This window comes from Sphaerospermopsis kisseleviana CS-549, from assembly GCF_028329225.1.
Classification (GTDB): Bacteria; Cyanobacteriota; Cyanobacteriia; order Cyanobacteriales; family Nostocaceae; genus Sphaerospermopsis; species Sphaerospermopsis kisseleviana.
Genome location: NZ_JAQMTI010000234.1, coordinates 1 through 16,968, shown reverse-complemented (window position 1 = coordinate 16,968; position 16,968 = coordinate 1). Strand labels below are relative to the sequence as shown.

General features: G+C 36.8%; 12 protein-coding genes, 1 pseudogene and 1 CRISPR repeat array. Of the genes and pseudogenes, 11 read left to right on the top strand and 2 right to left on the bottom strand.

What is annotated here, in order from left to right:
- Positions 1 to 143: 143 nt before the first annotated feature.
- Entirely contained in the window at positions 144 to 1,091 is a 948-nt protein-coding gene (locus tag PN497_RS18165) for a helix-turn-helix transcriptional regulator (RefSeq protein ID WP_096572707.1), read from the bottom strand.
- Between the two features lie 121 nt (positions 1,092 to 1,212).
- Here PN497_RS18165 and cas3 point away from each other — a divergent pair, with 121 nt between their 5' ends.
- The 11 genes and pseudogenes from cas3 (at position 1,213) to PN497_RS18110 (ending at position 16,091) form a co-directional block, all read left to right on the top strand.
- Positions 1,213 to 3,267, top strand: a complete 2,055-nt coding sequence (gene cas3 / locus PN497_RS18160) for a type I-D CRISPR-associated helicase Cas3' (protein WP_272110746.1) — start codon at positions 1,213 to 1,215, stop codon at positions 3,265 to 3,267.
- Between the two features lie 41 nt (positions 3,268 to 3,308).
- Positions 3,309 to 6,263 (top strand): type I-D CRISPR-associated protein Cas10d/Csc3, encoded by a 2,955-nt coding sequence (cas10d, locus tag PN497_RS18155; RefSeq protein WP_096568721.1) that lies wholly within the window; start codon positions 3,309 to 3,311, stop codon positions 6,261 to 6,263.
- A gap of 27 nt (positions 6,264 to 6,290) precedes the next feature.
- A complete protein-coding gene (gene cas7d, locus PN497_RS18150; RefSeq protein WP_096568718.1) occupies positions 6,291 to 7,274 on the top strand; it encodes a type I-D CRISPR-associated protein Cas7/Csc2 in 984 nt (327 codons plus the stop codon).
- Between the two features lie 352 nt (positions 7,275 to 7,626).
- Positions 7,627 to 8,340 (top strand): type I-D CRISPR-associated protein Cas5/Csc1, encoded by a 714-nt coding sequence (cas5d, locus tag PN497_RS18145; protein WP_096568715.1) that lies wholly within the window; start codon positions 7,627 to 7,629, stop codon positions 8,338 to 8,340.
- Complete coding sequence (gene cas6 / locus PN497_RS18140) at positions 8,337 to 9,131, top strand: CRISPR-associated endoribonuclease Cas6 (protein WP_096568712.1); 795 nt, start codon at positions 8,337 to 8,339, stop codon at positions 9,129 to 9,131. Before cas5d ends, cas6 begins: the two co-directional genes overlap by 4 nt.
- Positions 9,132 to 9,150: 19 nt before the next feature.
- Positions 9,151 to 9,735 (top strand): CRISPR-associated protein Cas4, encoded by a 585-nt coding sequence (gene cas4 / locus PN497_RS18135; RefSeq protein WP_096568709.1) that lies wholly within the window; start codon positions 9,151 to 9,153, stop codon positions 9,733 to 9,735.
- A 4-nt stretch (positions 9,736 to 9,739) separates the two neighbouring features.
- Positions 9,740 to 10,717, top strand: a complete 978-nt coding sequence (gene cas1d, locus PN497_RS18130; protein WP_096568706.1) for a type I-D CRISPR-associated endonuclease Cas1d — start codon at positions 9,740 to 9,742, stop codon at positions 10,715 to 10,717.
- Entirely contained in the window at positions 10,714 to 11,007 is a 294-nt protein-coding gene (cas2, locus tag PN497_RS18125; RefSeq protein ID WP_096568703.1) for a CRISPR-associated endonuclease Cas2, read from the top strand. Before cas1d ends, cas2 begins: the two co-directional genes overlap by 4 nt.
- Before the next feature lie 211 nt (positions 11,008 to 11,218).
- Positions 11,219 to 14,694: a CRISPR direct-repeat array (repeat unit 37 nt; unit sequence GTTTCTAATTACCTAATCCCCGCAAGGGGACTGAAAC).
- Positions 14,695 to 14,703: 9 nt separating this feature from the next.
- Positions 14,704 to 14,880: pseudogene (locus tag PN497_RS18120) on the top strand (CRISPR-associated endoribonuclease Cas6); the annotation flags it as partial.
- A 154-nt stretch (positions 14,881 to 15,034) separates the two neighbouring features.
- The gene (locus tag PN497_RS18115; RefSeq protein WP_096568700.1) at positions 15,035 to 15,901 is read left to right on the top strand and encodes an alpha/beta fold hydrolase; all 867 of its coding nucleotides are present in this window, start codon (positions 15,035 to 15,037) and stop codon (positions 15,899 to 15,901) included.
- 43 nt (positions 15,902 to 15,944) lie between these two features.
- On the top strand, positions 15,945 to 16,091 hold the full coding sequence (locus tag PN497_RS18110) for a hypothetical protein (protein ID WP_272110745.1): 147 nt from the start codon (positions 15,945 to 15,947) through the stop codon (positions 16,089 to 16,091).
- On the opposite strand, the gene PN497_RS18105 is transcribed toward PN497_RS18110, so the two are convergent.
- Positions 16,072 to 16,764 (bottom strand): rhomboid family intramembrane serine protease, encoded by a 693-nt coding sequence (locus PN497_RS18105; RefSeq protein ID WP_096568697.1) that lies wholly within the window; start codon positions 16,762 to 16,764, stop codon positions 16,072 to 16,074. The genes PN497_RS18110 and PN497_RS18105 overlap by 20 nt on opposite strands.
- Between the last annotated feature and the right edge of the window lie 204 nt (positions 16,765 to 16,968).

Genomic DNA, 16,968 nt, shown 5'->3' with positions numbered 1-16,968 from the left:
TGATTTCGATAATGTAAAATTGCCAATGCTTTGCCCTCTTCTGTTAAACTGTCTGTTTGTTGTCTATTTTTACCATGGGAATGATTCACCCCTACAGGATTATATAATGTGGTGCGATCGCTCAATCAATACAATTTTCATGTTTAATCAATGTAATTATCATAAGCTTTTTTCAAAGCATCCTTGACTTGCTTTGCCACCCAATCAGGACTTAAAACCCTAGCACTAGCACCGTACTGTAGTATTCTTTGACGAAACCAAAATATACAGTCTTCTTGAGTTAAAATATCAACATATTCTGTAGTTTCCAGTGAGGAAATAACCGTTTCATGGGGTCTGCGGGGTCTATAACTCGCTAAATCTCCTGTCAGACGGTATTTAATATCTAAAGTAGGAAATTTACTATAGGTCCAGGGAGTCTGGGAAACTCCACCAACTCTGGTGATGCGGTCTACTCTCAAAGTAATATTTTGTTCAGCATTGGGTCGGGTTTCTAAGTGATAACTCCGAAAGTCTGGAACTAAAGCAAACAAATAGAGTACACCGTTATGTAATCTCAGTTCTGACTTATCTAAATCCCAGAATGTTTCTTTACCTTGTTTGCTGCGATACCAAACTACAAAGCGGCGTTTTTGCTGAAACCGTTGCTGTAAATGACGTACAATTTCATTGATTTTATCTTCACTGTAGTCTGTGGGTGGATGAAAGTCTGTTATCAGATTAGGGGACTTGAGTTTTTCATTAAAGTTACCAATCTGGTAAATGTGTCCTGCTTCTGCGGAAAACCCCAGACTTGTCAATAACTCAGAGGCCATTGATAGTGCTTGTCTTTGTTCTTCAGATAAAATCACCGGAAACGCTGATGTCACTAACTCATAAGGGCGGTTGGGTGCAGCTTTAATTTCAAAACCACAGTCTCGGAGTTTACCAATGGCACGAGTAATTTTCTGTGATAAATCACCAGCTTCAAAACCGCGATCGCTCAACAAAATTTCTAACTCGGCTTTTTTCAAGGGTTTTTCTGCCAGCAGTTTTAATATTTCCAACATAAAACCCAATTGATTAGAGTTATTATCATTTTTTGATAACATCTCTGTTTCCAGAAGTAATAAATTAGTCACATCCAACAAATACTGAACTACAGTGAAAATTTCTTTACTGCCATTATACTCCAAATTGAATGGGGGTGTGGGGGCTTGTGCTTTGGGATGTATGCAATCCTGCAAAGTCAAACAACAAGCGCCCAACTTTGGAGAAGGTAACAATTGTCCTTTATCTTCCCACCAAGCAGAAACTTATCACGCCATTATTAACAGCGATGCAGAAATTATATTTAATACCTCTGCTACAGGTGATGGTAAATCCTTAGCTGCTTATTTAGCAAGTTTATTAAATAGTGATTTTCAAGTAATATCACTTTATCCCACCATTGAATTAGTTGCAGATCAAAAAAGACAGATTATCAATTATTATCAAAAATTCAATCTTGCAGAAATTGATGAGATAGAAAGTCTTTATGGTACAAAGTTAGCAGAATTAGTAGAACAGGGAGAAAAAACTAATAAATTTAAGGAATTATTGAGAATAATCAAACATAAATCTGTGATTTTGACTAACCCTGATATTTTCCATTTAGCTACCCATTCTCGTTATCAAAATCCTGCTTATAGTCGCGCAGAATTAGCGATTACTTTAGGTAGAAATCCCGATTTATATATAGCTGATGAATTTCATATTTTTGGTTCACATCAAGAAGCTGCTATTCTCAATAGTTTATTACTAATTCGCCATAATCGTCCTAAAAAACGACCGATGCGAGTTTTATTTACTTCCGCAACTCCCAAGGACAATTTTGTTAAACTCCTTAAAAATGCTGATTTTAAGGTAACATCAATTAAGGGAGAATATGAAAGTAAACCTAATCCTGGATATCGGCAAATTTGTCAACCTATTGATTTAGAATTTGTACAATTAGACAGAGAAAGCGACGCTTTCAACTGGTTAATTCAAGAACATGAACAAATTAGAAATATTCTCCACCAAGAAGGTAAAGGTAGAGGCGGAATTATTCTTAATTCTGTAGCTTTAGTGAGTAGAACTGTGAGAGAATTAAACAAACTAATGTCTCCTGATGTGAAAGTCCTAGAAATTAGTGGTAGAATTGATAAACAAGAGAGAGAAAAAATACATGATGAGTTAGAAAAATCTGAGCAACCTGTGTTAATTGTGGGAACTTCTGCGGTTGATGTGGGTGTAGATTTTAGGATACATTTATTAATTTTTGAAGCGAGTGATTCTGCTACATTTATTCAGCGTTTGGGGCGTTTAGGTCGTCATTCTGGATTTAATCATTATCAGGGTTTTGTACTTTTATCTGGTCGTACTCCTTGGATAAAATCAAGATTAGAAGAGAAATTAACTAACTTAGAATATGATCGTGATCAGTTTCAAGAAATTATTACAGAAGTGTTTAACGCACCTACAGTTTTTACAGAATATCCTAAATATTGGGGTGCTTTACAAGCGCAAGGAATGTTATTTAGTATGGGTAGTAAAAAAGCAGGAGTTATTGAACAATTAAAAGATAAAATATCGGAAGATTTACGCTTAGTTTACGGTGAACAACTAGATAAAAAACGTGGACATTGGTTTGCTTTAGGTAAGGATGAAAAAGGAGTAGGAAAAGCAGTACAACAGGAGTTATTAAGGTTTAGAGGTGGTTCTGATTTACAAGCTGCGGTGTGGGATGAAGGACGTTTTTACACTTATGATTTATTGAGGTTATTAGCTTATGCAGAAGTAGAAATAATTGAGAGGGAGGAGTTTTTAAAAGCTGCGGTAAATGCTGATCATTCCCATACAGAATTTCCAGAGAAATATATTCAAGTTTATCTGAAAGTTCAAAAGTGGTCAGATCAAAGATATAATATTGAGTTAGAATGCGATCGCTCTAGTGATGAAATTCAACAATGTATCCTTACTTTTGTGGATAAATTAAGTATTGTTGGACATCCACAAACAGAAGTTAATCGTTGTTTAAAAAGACAGAAATTATTAGGTTTTTTAGTTCCGGTTAACCGTACTCCTAATAATAGTCATTGGCAAATTAGCCAGACTTTGTATTTAAGTCCTACCTTTGGACTTTATAGACTTAAAGATAGTGATGGACAATTTTATGGTTGTGCTTTTCATCAAGATGCTTTGTTATTAGAAGCTGTAAAATGGAAAATTAGACGATGTGAAAGAAGTAAATCTTACATTTTTTAAAAACCACAAATAAAAACCACAAATAAAGTGATTTTACAACTATGCCTACATTATTACAAGCCTTACTGATTGAAACTTTACCAGCAGACACAGATCCGATTTTAACTTTATTTGTTAACACTATTTTGCCGGCAATGGAAAGGGAATTTGCCCTTATTCCTGCTATGGGAGGTTCGGAAATAGTACATTATCATAATTTGGTGAAATTGGGTGATCAACACGCCCAGGAAAATGCTCAACGTTGGGCAAATAAACCTGATCAAAGTTTATTAGTTCATGTTTTAAATGGGTTATTAATTGCGTGGAATTTGAGTCTGCATTTATCACCACGTCAGCAATTAAAAGATGAGGAAAAGAGATTATTATGTTTAGGAATTGCCTTACATGACTATAATAAATATGTGAAAGCACAAGGGGAAGAACAAGCACCACCAAAAGCCCATGAAATTGAGGAAATTATTAATTTATGTAGGGAATTGGGGACAAAATTAAACTTTACAGAATTTTGGACAGAGTGGCCAGATTATTTGTTAGAAATAGCATTTTTAGCACAAAATACCCAGTTTAATGTAGATAGTAGTTCTATTATTTCTCTGTGGGAAAATGAGCAGCGACAATTCACTATTAAGGATAAAAGATTAACTGATATTTTACGGCATTTATTAGCCTTTGGAGATATTGCAGTACATATATCTGATCCTGCGGAAATTATCACAACTACAAAAGGTGATAGATTACGAGATCACTTATATTGGTTAAATATTTCCAAGAAATTAGTTTACCATCGTTTACGAGATTGTCGGGGATTAATTACCAATCAAATTCATAATGCAGTAGTTAATTTTGCCCATGAATTAGGATGGGAAGAAATGCTCTGTTTTGCTCAAGGTGTGGTTTATTTAGCTCCTAATGATGTCACAAAACCACAATTTACAGATGTACAAACTGCTGTTTGGGATAATTTAATTAATGGTAATGAAGAAAGAAATCAAAAAGGACTAGCAGAGTATTTTCAAAGTGGTGATGTGGGTTATGTTCGTGATGGTAAAGGTTTAAAAATTGCTCCCCAAACCTCAGAATTATTCACACCTAAAGATTTAATTTGCCAACTTCCTGAAGTTGTACAGGTGAAAGTTGCTAACATTAAATCACCTGCAACACCAAAAAGGTTAGAAAAGTTAGATTTAAACCCAACAGAAATACAGTTTTTAAATACTGGTGCTGATATTCGCGCTGATAGGTTAGCGGAGTTTATCATATTAGCTCAAAAAGAATTTTTTGCTAATTCTTCAGATTATATCAATTGGATACTTAATACTTTAGAATTATCTGCGGAAATATCCCCAGAAGCTACACAAAAACAGTCAGGAGGAGTTAATTATGGTTGGTATCAAGTGGCGGCTCATTATATTGCTAAAAGTCCCACTTTAGACGAAAATGAAGTTAGGAAATATTTGCAAGATTTAGCGAATAAATTAGCAAATTGGGCTGAAGAAAATAAATTGTTGGCAGAAAATAGCAGTCCTACCTATCAAGCATTTATTGATTATTTGTCTGAATATTTGGAAATATTTACCACTGGAGATAAAAATAGTGATTTTACTCAAGAATTAACAGCTTATACCCAAGCTAAAATCACTAATAAACCTCTGTGTTCTTTCAGTAGTGGAGAAGCATTAGCTGAGGAACAGTTAGATACTGTAGTTTTGTTTAAACCTCAACAATATAGTAATAAAAACGCCTTGGGAGGAGGGAGAATTAAACGAGGAATATCAAAAATTTGGTCTTTAGAAATGTTATTGCGTCAAGCATTTTTAGGCGCACCCGCAGGAAAGTTAGAGGAACAACAACCAGTATTTCTTTATATTTTTCCAGCTTATGTTTATTCTCCCCAAGTAGCTAAAGCTGTGAGGTTATTAGTGAGGGAATTTAAAAGAGTTAATTTGTGGGAGGTGCGTAAACATTGGTTAGATGCAGAAATGCAATATCAAGGATTACAAAATTTACCTTGGAGAGAAAATGATGATGTAGAAGAGGGAAGATTTGCCAAATCTAAAAATTATTCAGTTACAGACTTACCTTTTATGGCGATGACTTATACCACAACTAGAGGTAAAACAGTTACAGATGCGTGGGTAGAACCGATTTTTTTAGCATTATCTTTACCGCTTTTATTAGGTGTAAAAGTTGTTGCTACTAGCAGTCCAGATCCACTTTATGCAAGTGATCAAGAGTTTTTACAATCAGCAGTTGTAGATGGTGCGGCGGGTTTTTGGCAGTTACTCAATACATCATCAAATGTCAGAATACAGGAGTTATCACCTGCTTTAAATAGGCTATTAATTACCTACAGTTTACATTTAGATAATAGGAGTAAAAAACCCGATGCCAGATGGCAAGCATTAACCGGAACTGTGAGAGATTTAGTCACAGATGTTTTAAATATCTTTGCTATTTCTGATCAAGGATTTCGTAATAGTAAAAAAGAACCAGGAAACAATGATGTTAAAAGAATTTGGAATTATGCCCAAATCTGGGTAAAAGGAGACAAACAAATGCAAGAAAAACTGAAATTAATTGAGCGCATTGTTCAAGAATATCGTCAATTTTATCAAGTGAATGTTGGTGAATCTAGTCACTCAATTCTGTTACCAATTTCTAAAGCTCTAGAGGTAATTTTGACTGTTCCTAATCACCTGGAAACCGATGATATCATCTTACAAGGTGCCGGTCAATTATACGATGCTTTGGAAAGACAGGAAGCATTTAAACGCCCATTGTTGATGAATAAAACTGTGGAGTATTCTGAACGTAAAAATCAAGAATTAATGGCAATTCGTCAGTTTATGACTACCTGTGTTAATGATTTATTTCTGGGACTTTATAAAGGCGATCGCGCACTACTCCAAGAAAACCGCAATCGCATCAAATCCGGTGCTGAATTTGCCTATCGTTGGTTATCTTTGCCATCAAAAAACACTGAACAAAACACTTAAAAATCTGAATCATAAGGAATTAAAAACATGAACTTAAAAACCCTGAAACCTGAATTTCATACTGCTTTCCCCCGGTTAGCATCTGGTAAATATGTCCACTTTTTAATGTTACGTCACAGTCAATCTTTTCCCGTGTTTCAAACTGATGGTGTTCTCAATACTGCACGTACTCAAGCAGGGTTAAAAACCTCCGATTCTATCAGTCGGTTAGTAATGTTTAAACGTAAACAAATCACCCCAGAAAGATTAGCAGGAAGGGAGTTATTACGTTCTTTAAATTTAACCAGTGCTGACTCCACAGATAGAGAAAAATTCTGTGAATATAATGGTGAGGGTTCTTGTAAAAAATGTCCTGATTGTATTATTTATGGTTTTGCCATTGGTGATAGTGGTTCAGAGCGTTCTAAGGTTTATTCTGATTCTGCATTTTCACTTAGTTCTTATGAACAATCTCACCGGAGTTTTACCTTTAATGCACCATTTGAAGGTGGAACAATGAGCGAAAAAGGAGTGATGAGAAGTGCAATTAATGAATTAGATCATGTTCTCCCAGAAGTCACATTTCCCACTGTAGAAACTCTGAGAGATCCAACATTTGAAGGCTTTGTATATGTCTTAGGAAATCTCCTCAGAACCCGGCGTTATGGCGCACAGGAATCACGTACAGGCACAATGACTAATCATATTATTGGTATTGTCCTTTGTGATGGGGAAATTTTTAGTAATCTTCACCTCACCCAAGCATTATATGATGCTCTCAAACCAGATATTAATGCCCCAATTGCAGACATTATTACCAAAGCAACAGAAGTAACTAATAGTTTATTACATCAAGAACCAGTGCGTAAAAACCAGGTAATTATGGGTTCACAATTAACGGATTTATTAACTGAGGTTTCCGCTATTTATCAAGATGAAACTTTGTTACAACAGACAATTTCCAGTTTATATCAACAGACCAAAACCTACGCTGAAACCTATGGTGCAGTAGCTAAAAAAGCTAAAAAGTAGGTTGGGTTGAAGAACGAAACCCAACATTTATTACAGCTATTTTCAGGTAAATAAACCACATTTTGATTTAGGTTTCGCGTCAAAAATGTAGGGGCGTTCGCGAAGCGTGCTGGAAGCATCAGCATTCGGACAATTAATTATCGGTTTTTACCTAAGACTATCATCTGAATGCTTCGCCCTGACTGTGGTCTAAAGACATGAAAACTGCTGTAATACTTTGTACTTATTAACATTTGTTGGGTTTCCACACGGTAAACCCAACCTACAAATGTAGATTTTGTTCCTGTTCCCTTTCCTTTTAGGAGAGGGTTAGGGAGAGATCAGGATATTTCCAATTACCAACATCAAAAATATGATTATTTACCAATGTGATTTAACCCTACATGATAATGTATTCTTTGCCAGTCGTGAAATGGGTATTCTCTATGAAACTGAGAAATATCTACATAATTGGGCTTTGAGTTTTGCGTTTTTTGAAACTGCTTATATTCCCAGACCTTATAGACTTCAAGGTGAAGCAGCCCAAAAACCTACTTATTTAGAAGATAATCAAGAACAAAGTCTTTTACATCTAAATAAAGCAGGAATTTATGTTTTTCCAGCTTTACCTATTACTTGGTCATATCAAGTCAATACCTTCAAGGCTGCCCAAGTTTCTTATTATGGAAAATCAGCACAATTCGGTGGTGAAGGTGCAAGAAAAAATTACCCTGTTAACTATGGTCGTGCTAAAGAATTAGCTATAGGTAGTCATTTCCAAACCTATATCTTAGCTAATAAAAATATCATCATTCCCCATTGGATTCGATTAGGTAAATGGTCAGCAAAAATTAAGGTTGATACCACAATAATAACAGATGTTAAACAAAAATCTGGAGAATATATAACCAGACATCCTTTAAATCCCCTAGACCTATCTACAACAACTAGATTATCACTTTACAATCGTATTGTTATGCCTCCTTCGAGTTTAGTTAGTCAAGCTCAATTATCAGGAGAATATTATGAATTATCTGATCAAACTTGTTTGCCTTTAGGAGTTGCTTATGGGGCTAATATCAAATGAATTTACACAGTTTAGTTATTGAATTAGGTGCTGCTAGTGAAAAGCCTATTCCAGCTACATTAAATAGGGCGATTCATTCTCAATTTATGGCATGGTTAAGTTTAGGAAATCCACACATAGCTAAATCAGTTCATGATAGTCAGGAATCTCCTTTTAGTTTATCAGGATTAATTGGTTATCGTCGTCTACATGGTACAAGATTAGGTGATAATTTTATCATTCGTATTTCTCTGTTAGATGATAATTTAATTGATCCACTTCTACAGGGTATAGAACTCTCTCAAAATCAGTCTCTTTATCTTGGTAATTTTCCTTTTGTAATTCGTGGTATTTCTACTTTTCCTGGTTCTCATTCTTTAGTGAATGTTTCTGATTATTGTATTTTAGCAAATACCAATGATTTCAATTCTGAAATTGTGCTAAATTTTGTATCACCCACGAGTTTCAAACAACATCAAAATATCCAACCTTTCCCTTTACCGGAGTTAGTATTTAATAGTTTGTTACGTCGTTGGAATCATTTTGCACCTTCAGATTTACACTTTCCTGAAATTAAATGGCAAGGTTTGGTTTCTGCTTTTAACCTCAAAACCCATGCTTTAAAAATGGAAGCAGGAGCAGAAATTGGTTCTGTAGGCTGGGTGAAATATCGTTTTTTAGATTCTGAACAAGCGAGAATTGCTACTATTTTATCTCACTTTGCTGTCTTTTCTGGCGTGGGGAGAAAAACAACTATGGGAATGGGACAAATCAATTCAAAAGTCAAAAGTCAAAAGTCAAAATTAAACTAATTACCAATTACCTAATAAAATGAATGAAGATTATTTACCCCTAGCTTATCTCAATGCTTGGGAATATTGCCCCCGGCGTTTTTACTTGGAATATGTGTTAGGTGAAATGGAAGACAACGAACACATTATTTTAGGTCGTCATATCCACCGCAATATTAATGAAGATGGTACTTTTCAAGATGGTGAAACTTTAATTCATCAACAACAATGGGTATGGTCTGAACGTCTCAAGGTTTCCGGTGTTATTGATGCGGTGGAAGAATGTGATGGTCAACTTGTGCCGGTGGAATACAAAAAAGGTAAGATGGCACAACATCTAAATGACCATTTTCAATTATGTGCTGCGGCTTTATGTTTGGAAGAACGGACTGGTAGAAATATTACCTATGGTGAAATATTTTATCATGCCAATCGTCGTAGACAAACTGTGGTTTTTACTCCCCAATTACGACAAATGACTGAACAGGCTATAGCATTAGCTCAAGTTGCCAGTCAAAACCAAATGCCAGCACCTATTGATCATACCAAAAAATGTCAATCCTGTAGTTTACAACGGATTTGTTTACCTTTTGAAGTCAAACAATTAAAATCTCAGGAGTTCTAAAATTATGACTACTCTGTATGTAATTCAACCTGATGCTATTCTTAGCAAAGATTATGAGGCTTTTGTAGTAACTTTAAAACAAGAAGATGGTACTTGGAAAAAACATAAAGTCGCTGCTCAAACTGTGAATGAAATTGTCTTAATGGGTAATCCCCAAGTGACTGGTGATGCCTTTACCTATGCTTTAGAATTAGGAATGCCCATACATTATCTTTCCTGTTTTGGTAAATACTTGGGTTCAGCTTTACCTAAATCTTCTCGTAATGGTCAACTGCGATTAGCACAATATCAAGTTTATTCCGATCCTGTGAAAAGATTGGAATTAGTGAAAACCATTGTCACTGCAAAAATTCATAATCAATATCATGTATTGTACCGACATAATGAAAAGGATAATCCCCTCAAAGAACGCAAAAGTTTAGTTAAAAATCAACAAACTTTAGACCAAGTTCGGGGTGTGGAAGGTTTAGCAGCTAGGGAATATTTCGCTTGTTGGCAGAATATGGTAGGCAAACAATGGACATTTAATGGTAGAAATCGTCGTCCACCAACTGACCCGGTAAATTCATTATTGAGTTTTGCTTATGCTTTATTACAAAGTCAAGTAATGGCAGCAGTAAATGTGGCAGGTTTAGATCCTTATATCGGTTATTTACATGAAGTCCATCATGGACAACCGGCGATGGTGTTCGATTTAATGGAGGAATTTAGAGCATTGATAGCTGATAATTTGGTGTTGTCTATTTTAAACAAGCAAGAAATTAAACCTAATGATTTTAATGAAAGTTTAGGTGCTTATCGTTTAAAGGATAATGCTAAAAAAACATTCCTGCAAGCCTTTGATAAAAAGATGAATGATGAATTTAAACATCCAGTGTTTGATTATCGTTGTACCTACAGACGAGGAATAGAATTACAAGCACGGTTATTGAGTCGTCATTTACAAGAAGGTGTACCTTACAAACCATTATCATTAAGATGACAACACATTTTTATCTCATAATTTACGACTTACCAGATAGCAAAGCTGCTAACAAACGCAGGACAAGATTACATAAAATGTTGGGTGGTTACGGAAAATGGACTCAATATAGTGTGTTTGAATGTTTTTTGACTGCGGTGCAGTTTGCGACACTGCAAACCAAGATAGAACGATTGATTAAATCTGAAGAGGATTCGATTAGAATTTATGTACTAGATGCTGGGAGTGTGAAAAAAACTATCACTTATGGTTCGGAAACCCCTAGACAAGAGCAAGCGATAATCATATAATTGATATATCAGCTTGAATTTTTGGCAAACCTAGAGCGGGGGCAAAAACCCTGGGGGGTCCGCCAAATCGCCAGAACCTTGATAATTGAATAGTTCCAGCGTTTCATCAGTTTCAGTTGGCGGTTAACCCGAAGCCTGAAATGAGGTTTTTTCAGAGGTCCGCCAAATTCCCCCCTACAGTCTGCTCCCAGACTATGTTTCAGAGGGCGGGGTTTCTAATTACCTAATCCCCGCAAGGGGACTGAAACTTCTCCCTGTAGCAGCTATCAAACCCACGGCTAAGTTTCTAATTACCTAATCCCCGCAAGGGGACTGAAACTATGATGGGGATATCCCAATCAATAAAGGACTTAAACCGTTTCTAATTACCTAATCCCCGCAAGGGGACTGAAACACAAAGAAATATATTACGATCCCGACAAACCAAATAGTTTCTAATTACCTAATCCCCGCAAGGGGACTGAAACATCCCTAACAATGCTGACGGTAGAGATATCGAATGTTTCTAATTACCTAATCCCCGCAAGGGGACTGAAACAAGTTCTTCCCTCATAACAGTCTGACTTTCTTAATGTTTCTAATTACCTAATCCCCGCAAGGGGACTGAAACATTGTAAATAGCAACCATGACTATGTTCCTTGTATAGTTTCTAATTACCTAATCCCCGCAAGGGGACTGAAACTCATAGACAGATATTTCTGACCCACCGTAAGGATGCAGGTTTCTAATTACCTAATCCCCGCAAGGGGACTGAAACAAAAATCACCGTCCCGAAATCATAAAACAGCTTAAGTTTCTAATTACCTAATCCCCGCAAGGGGACTGAAACGTCGCTCCTGAGCCTGTAGCCCGGATATAAAAAATTGTTTCTAATTACCTAATCCCCGCAAGGGGACTGAAACGAGATTTCTTTTGGTGGTCTAGTGGATGTTATGTAAAGTTTCTAATTACCTAATCCCCGCAAGGGGACTGAAACAGTTCTTAACCCATCTGATGAGCTTACTTACTGGAGTTTCTAATTACCTAATCCCCGCAAGGGGACTGAAACACGACCGTTTCTATCAATCAAGCCGATACCTCCTCGTTTCTAATTACCTAATCCCCGCAAGGGGACTGAAACACTCTTTCACTTTTGGTGGAGCAACTGGTGGAGTAAAGTTTCTAATTACCTAATCCCCGCAAGGGGACTGAAACCAGAGGCGTGTCCGGCGATACTGCCGTCCCAACAGTCGTTTCTAATTACCTAATCCCCGCAAGGGGACTGAAACTTGCCAAAGAAAATAAAACTCACATAAACATTAAGGTTTCTAATTACCTAATCCCCGCAAGGGGACTGAAACGCTCAGTATCAAGAACACCTTTGCAGTTAGAGAAAAGTTTCTAATTACCTAATCCCCGCAAGGGGACTGAAACTAAAACAGAACTTGACGCAACCACAGAACAACTAACGTTTCTAATTACCTAATCCCCGCAAGGGGACTGAAACAGAGATATGCCAAGAAATACCAAGAAAACCGCAACAGTTTCTAATTACCTAATCCCCGCAAGGGGACTGAAACTAGCATACTCACGAAGTCCTATGAATTGCCAATTGTGTTTCTAATTACCTAATCCCCGCAAGGGGACTGAAACAAGTCTGCTATAGAGATGCACATCATTGCTGATAGGGTTTCTAATTACCTAATCCCCGCAAGGGGACTGAAACCCTCACGAGTTGGCGGTCAAACTTGCGGAAATAGAGTTTCTAATTACCTAATCCCCGCAAGGGGACTGAAACTACTCTCCGTAGGGTTCAAAAAACCCTATATGGTCTGTTATTGTTTCTAATTACCTAATCCCCGCAAGGGGACTGAAACGACCTCATATAATACATTACATAGAGATTTATCTAGTTTCTAATTACCTAATCCCCGCAAGGGGACTGAAACGAACAAAGCACTATTGATGGGCGCTCACCCGAATTACAGGGTTTCTAATTACCTAATCCCCGCAAGGGGACTGAAACTTCCCAAACAATACTTAAAACGCCATTTTTACAGTTGTTTCTAATTACCTAATCCCCGCAAGGGGACTGAAACAGAAATTGTTTGAATATGTTTCACATATAACCAAGTTTCTAATTACCTAATCCCCGCAAGGGGACTGAAACTAGCTGCTTTCCCAACTCATTGGACAAAGCCTCTATTGTTTCTAATTACCTAATCCCCGCAAGGGGACTGAAACCAAGCTCACAGCATCAAATGATGTTTAGACTTCGAGGTTTCTAATTACCTAATCCCCGCAAGGGGACTGAAACAGCAATTGCCGGATAACGCTGCTATTTTGTTTCTCGTTTCTAATTACCTAATCCCCGCAAGGGGACTGAAACCAGCCCCTAAGTATTGACTAGGGTTGTTTTTGTTGTTTCTAATTACCTAATCCCCGCAAGGGGACTGAAACTTGATAGCGCAACAAATAGCAGCTAACAAGTCTAATTGTTTCTAATTACCTAATCCCCGCAAGGGGACTGAAACGCCATACAGCTACATCGTCAATAACTACTATGTTTTGTTTCTAATTACCTAATCCCCGCAAGGGGACTGAAACATATCTATAGTGGTAAATGTTTCTGGTGTTTCAATGTTTCTAATTACCTAATCCCCGCAAGGGGACTGAAACATTAAGTCCATCAGCTTATTTTTGTCTGGGCTTTGTTTCTAATTACCTAATCCCCGCAAGGGGACTGAAACAAGGGATATTTAGCTAAAAATCCTCAAGATTTCTCTAGAGTTTCTAATTACCTAATCCCCGCAAGGGGACTGAAACGCGACTAACGACGGCGTTAAAAGCATCATCATAAAGTTTCTAATTACCTAATCCCCGCAAGGGGACTGAAACTTTACTCATTGTTACACCTTTAAATCTCTGAGAATTGGTTTCTAATTACCTAATCCCCGCAAGGGGACTGAAACAAACCATTGTATTATTTGAAGGAAAAGAAATTGATACAGTTTCTAATTACCTAATCCCCGCAAGGGGACTGAAACTTTTAAAGTTGCTACGATATTCATGAGAAGTCATGTTTCTAATTACCTAATCCCCGCAAGGGGACTGAAACCAGCCATAAAACACTCTGAGGATATGGGATGGTCTAGTTTCTAATTACCTAATCCCCGCAAGGGGACTGAAACATCCTGTTATGATTTTTCATAACAAGTAGTTGACGCAAAGTTTCTAATTACCTAATCCCCGCAAGGGGACTGAAACAAGAATAAGCCGATTAATTCCCGTCTAATCTCTGTGTTTCTAATTACCTAATCCCCGCAAGGGGACTGAAACTAGAAGTTTACCAGGTGCTGCTGCCATGACCCCCCAAAGGTTTCTAATTACCTAATCCCCGCAAGGGGACTGAAACAAGCAATATATATTGCAATTGCTTGATCTGGAGCAAGTTTCTAATTACCTAATCCCCGCAAGGGGACTGAAACCTACGGATAGCTATATAGACGCTATCTGTATATAGGTTTCTAATTACCTAATCCCCGCAAGGGGACTGAAACTCAAAAATTTCCTTATTAATAGCGTCGGCTATATCTGTTTCTAATTACCTAATCCCCGCAAGGGGACTGAAACTATCCCCGTGGGCGTTCGGGGTAGTCTTCCTTCTCATGTTTCTAATTACCTAATCCCCGCAAGGGGACTGAAACATATAAAACACAGGAGGCGATCGCACGGAAAAAATAGCTACAACTTGGGCAACAATATTAGCAAGAAGCGAAATGGGAGAATCATTACAAATCATAGCTCAAGATTTAGAAATACCATACACCACAGTTAAAACTTATGTTAAATTAGCACGACGGGCGCTGAAAGATAACCAGAGCAATATTTAACATGATTATGTATTTGGTGAAATTAGCGATCGCTTTTTCCAACATGTGAATTATATTAAATTAGCGATCGCCAAAAAAGATTAAATATTAAATATTAAATATTAAATATTAAATATTAAATTTAATCTTGTTTATTTTGAGGAGTAAATTAATAGTGAAAGCAAAAATCAGAGATACAGAAATCTATTTTGATATTGACGGTTGTGGGTTAGCAGTTGAAGAACAGGGAATACGTGAAAAACCAGTTGCTTTCATCATTCATGGTGGACCTGGAGTAGACCACACCAGTTATAAACCTTGTTTTTCTCCCCTCAGTCATCACCTACAAATGGTCTATTTTGATCATCGGGGTCAGGGAAGGTCAGCACGTGGATCAAAAGAAACCTATACCCTAGAAAATAACGTTGAGGATATGGAAGCATTACGCCAATATTTGGGGTTAGAAAAAATCATTTTAATTGGTTCTTCCTATGGGGGTATGGTTGCCCTTTCCTATGCTATCAAATATCCGCAAAATGTTTCTCATTTAATAGTAATTGCCACAACCGCCAGTTCCCGTTTTTTACAACGCGCTCAAGAAATTTTAGCACAAAGAGGAAACCCAGAACAAAAAGCGATCGCCTCCAAACTTTGGGCAGGTAATTTTGAAAACGAAGAACAGCTACGGGAATTTTTTAAAATCATGAATCCAATGTATTGCCAAACCAATAACCGCAAAACAAATTCTCCAGACTCAGACCAAACTATCCTCTCAGTTGATGCCATTAACATTGCCTTTAGTGGCTTTTTAAGAAACTATAATATCCTCAACGAATTATATAAAATTACCTCACCAACACTGATAATTGCCGGACGACATGACTGGATCTGTCCCCCAGAATTTTCAGAAGAAATTGCCGAAGCTATTCCTAACGCCCATTTAAAAATATTTGAAAATAGCGGTCATTTAATTCGTGTTGATGAACCGCAATTACTCTTAGATGAAATTATTAATTTTCTCACTAAGCTGTTACATAGCTAAATTGTATAATCCTAATATTCTGAACTCTTGCAGAACAGGCAAGATGCCTGTTCCACTTATACAAATTAAATTCACAACAGCTTATCCTAAAATGCTTAAATATTGTGGGGTGGGTATCTTGCCCGCCATTCCCAATTACCAATTACCAATCACCAATTACCAATCACCAATCACCTTTTTATCATTTTGATAAAAGCCGCACCTGTAACTAATCCGGCAAACTGTCCCCAATAACCAGGATTAGTAAAACCATCGGCAATATTTAAACTACCAATTCCATAAAATGACTGTTGAATAAACCACCAAAATAAATACCAAAAAGCAGGAATTTCCACAGGAATAAAGATAATAATTAAAGGTAAAATCGAATCTATTTTCACCTTCGGAAACTTGATAATATAAGCCCCTAAAATAGCAGCGATCGCCCCATTTGCACCAATCACAGGTACACTTAACTTAGGATTCATAAAAATTTGCATCATCCCCCCAAACACACCAGCAGCTAAATACAGCAATAAATATCTTTGATGTCCTAAATTTCTTTCTACCGTCTTACCAAAAACCCACAGAAATAAAATATTACCCAAAATTTGACTAAAACTACCATGCACAAACAACGAAAGTGGTAAGGCAATTAACCGCCAAATTACAACTATCCAAGCCGCCGAATTATAAAAAATAGCATTAGTTAAAGCAGTGTTAGTTTGTTCAGGAATAATCCCCCAATTGCTGACAAAGTTACCTAATTTCCCACTTACATCTAATTGTAATTCCCAACAAAATATCCCCAAATTAATGCCAATCAACCAATAAGTAATAATTGGTTTCTTCCAACTATAAAAGTTATCACTAATAGGAATCATGATCAATGCTAATAGGTAATAGGTAATAGGTAATTGGTAATAGGTAATTGGTAATTGGTAATAGGTAATTCAATTTTGGATTTTGGATTTTGGATTTTGTTCACTCCAATCTAAAATCTAAAATCTAAAATCTAAAATTTTCTTCCCCAGTCCCCAGTCCCCAGTCCCCAGTCCCCAGTCCCTAATTAGTCTCCTGAATCTGTA

Bases quoted from the DNA above. Each gene is read 5' to 3' on its own strand.
- PN497_RS18165 (WP_096572707.1), bottom strand. From the start codon at position 1,091: ATGTTATCAAAAAATGATAATAACTCTAATCAATTGGGTTTTATGTTG.
- cas3 (WP_272110746.1), top strand. From the start codon at position 1,213: ATGCAATCCTGCAAAGTCAAACAACAAGCGCCCAACTTTGGAGAAGGT.
- cas10d (WP_096568721.1), top strand. From the start codon at position 3,309: ATGCCTACATTATTACAAGCCTTACTGATTGAAACTTTACCAGCAGAC.
- cas7d (WP_096568718.1), top strand. From the start codon at position 6,291: ATGAACTTAAAAACCCTGAAACCTGAATTTCATACTGCTTTCCCCCGG.
- cas5d (WP_096568715.1), top strand. From the start codon at position 7,627: ATGATTATTTACCAATGTGATTTAACCCTACATGATAATGTATTCTTT.
- cas6 (WP_096568712.1), top strand. From the start codon at position 8,337: ATGAATTTACACAGTTTAGTTATTGAATTAGGTGCTGCTAGTGAAAAG.
- cas4 (WP_096568709.1), top strand. From the start codon at position 9,151: ATGAATGAAGATTATTTACCCCTAGCTTATCTCAATGCTTGGGAATAT.
- cas1d (WP_096568706.1), top strand. From the start codon at position 9,740: ATGACTACTCTGTATGTAATTCAACCTGATGCTATTCTTAGCAAAGAT.
- cas2 (WP_096568703.1), top strand. From the start codon at position 10,714: ATGACAACACATTTTTATCTCATAATTTACGACTTACCAGATAGCAAA.
- PN497_RS18110 (WP_272110745.1), top strand. From the start codon at position 15,945: ATGCCTGTTCCACTTATACAAATTAAATTCACAACAGCTTATCCTAAA.
- PN497_RS18105 (WP_096568697.1), bottom strand. From the start codon at position 16,764: ATGATTCCTATTAGTGATAACTTTTATAGTTGGAAGAAACCAATTATT.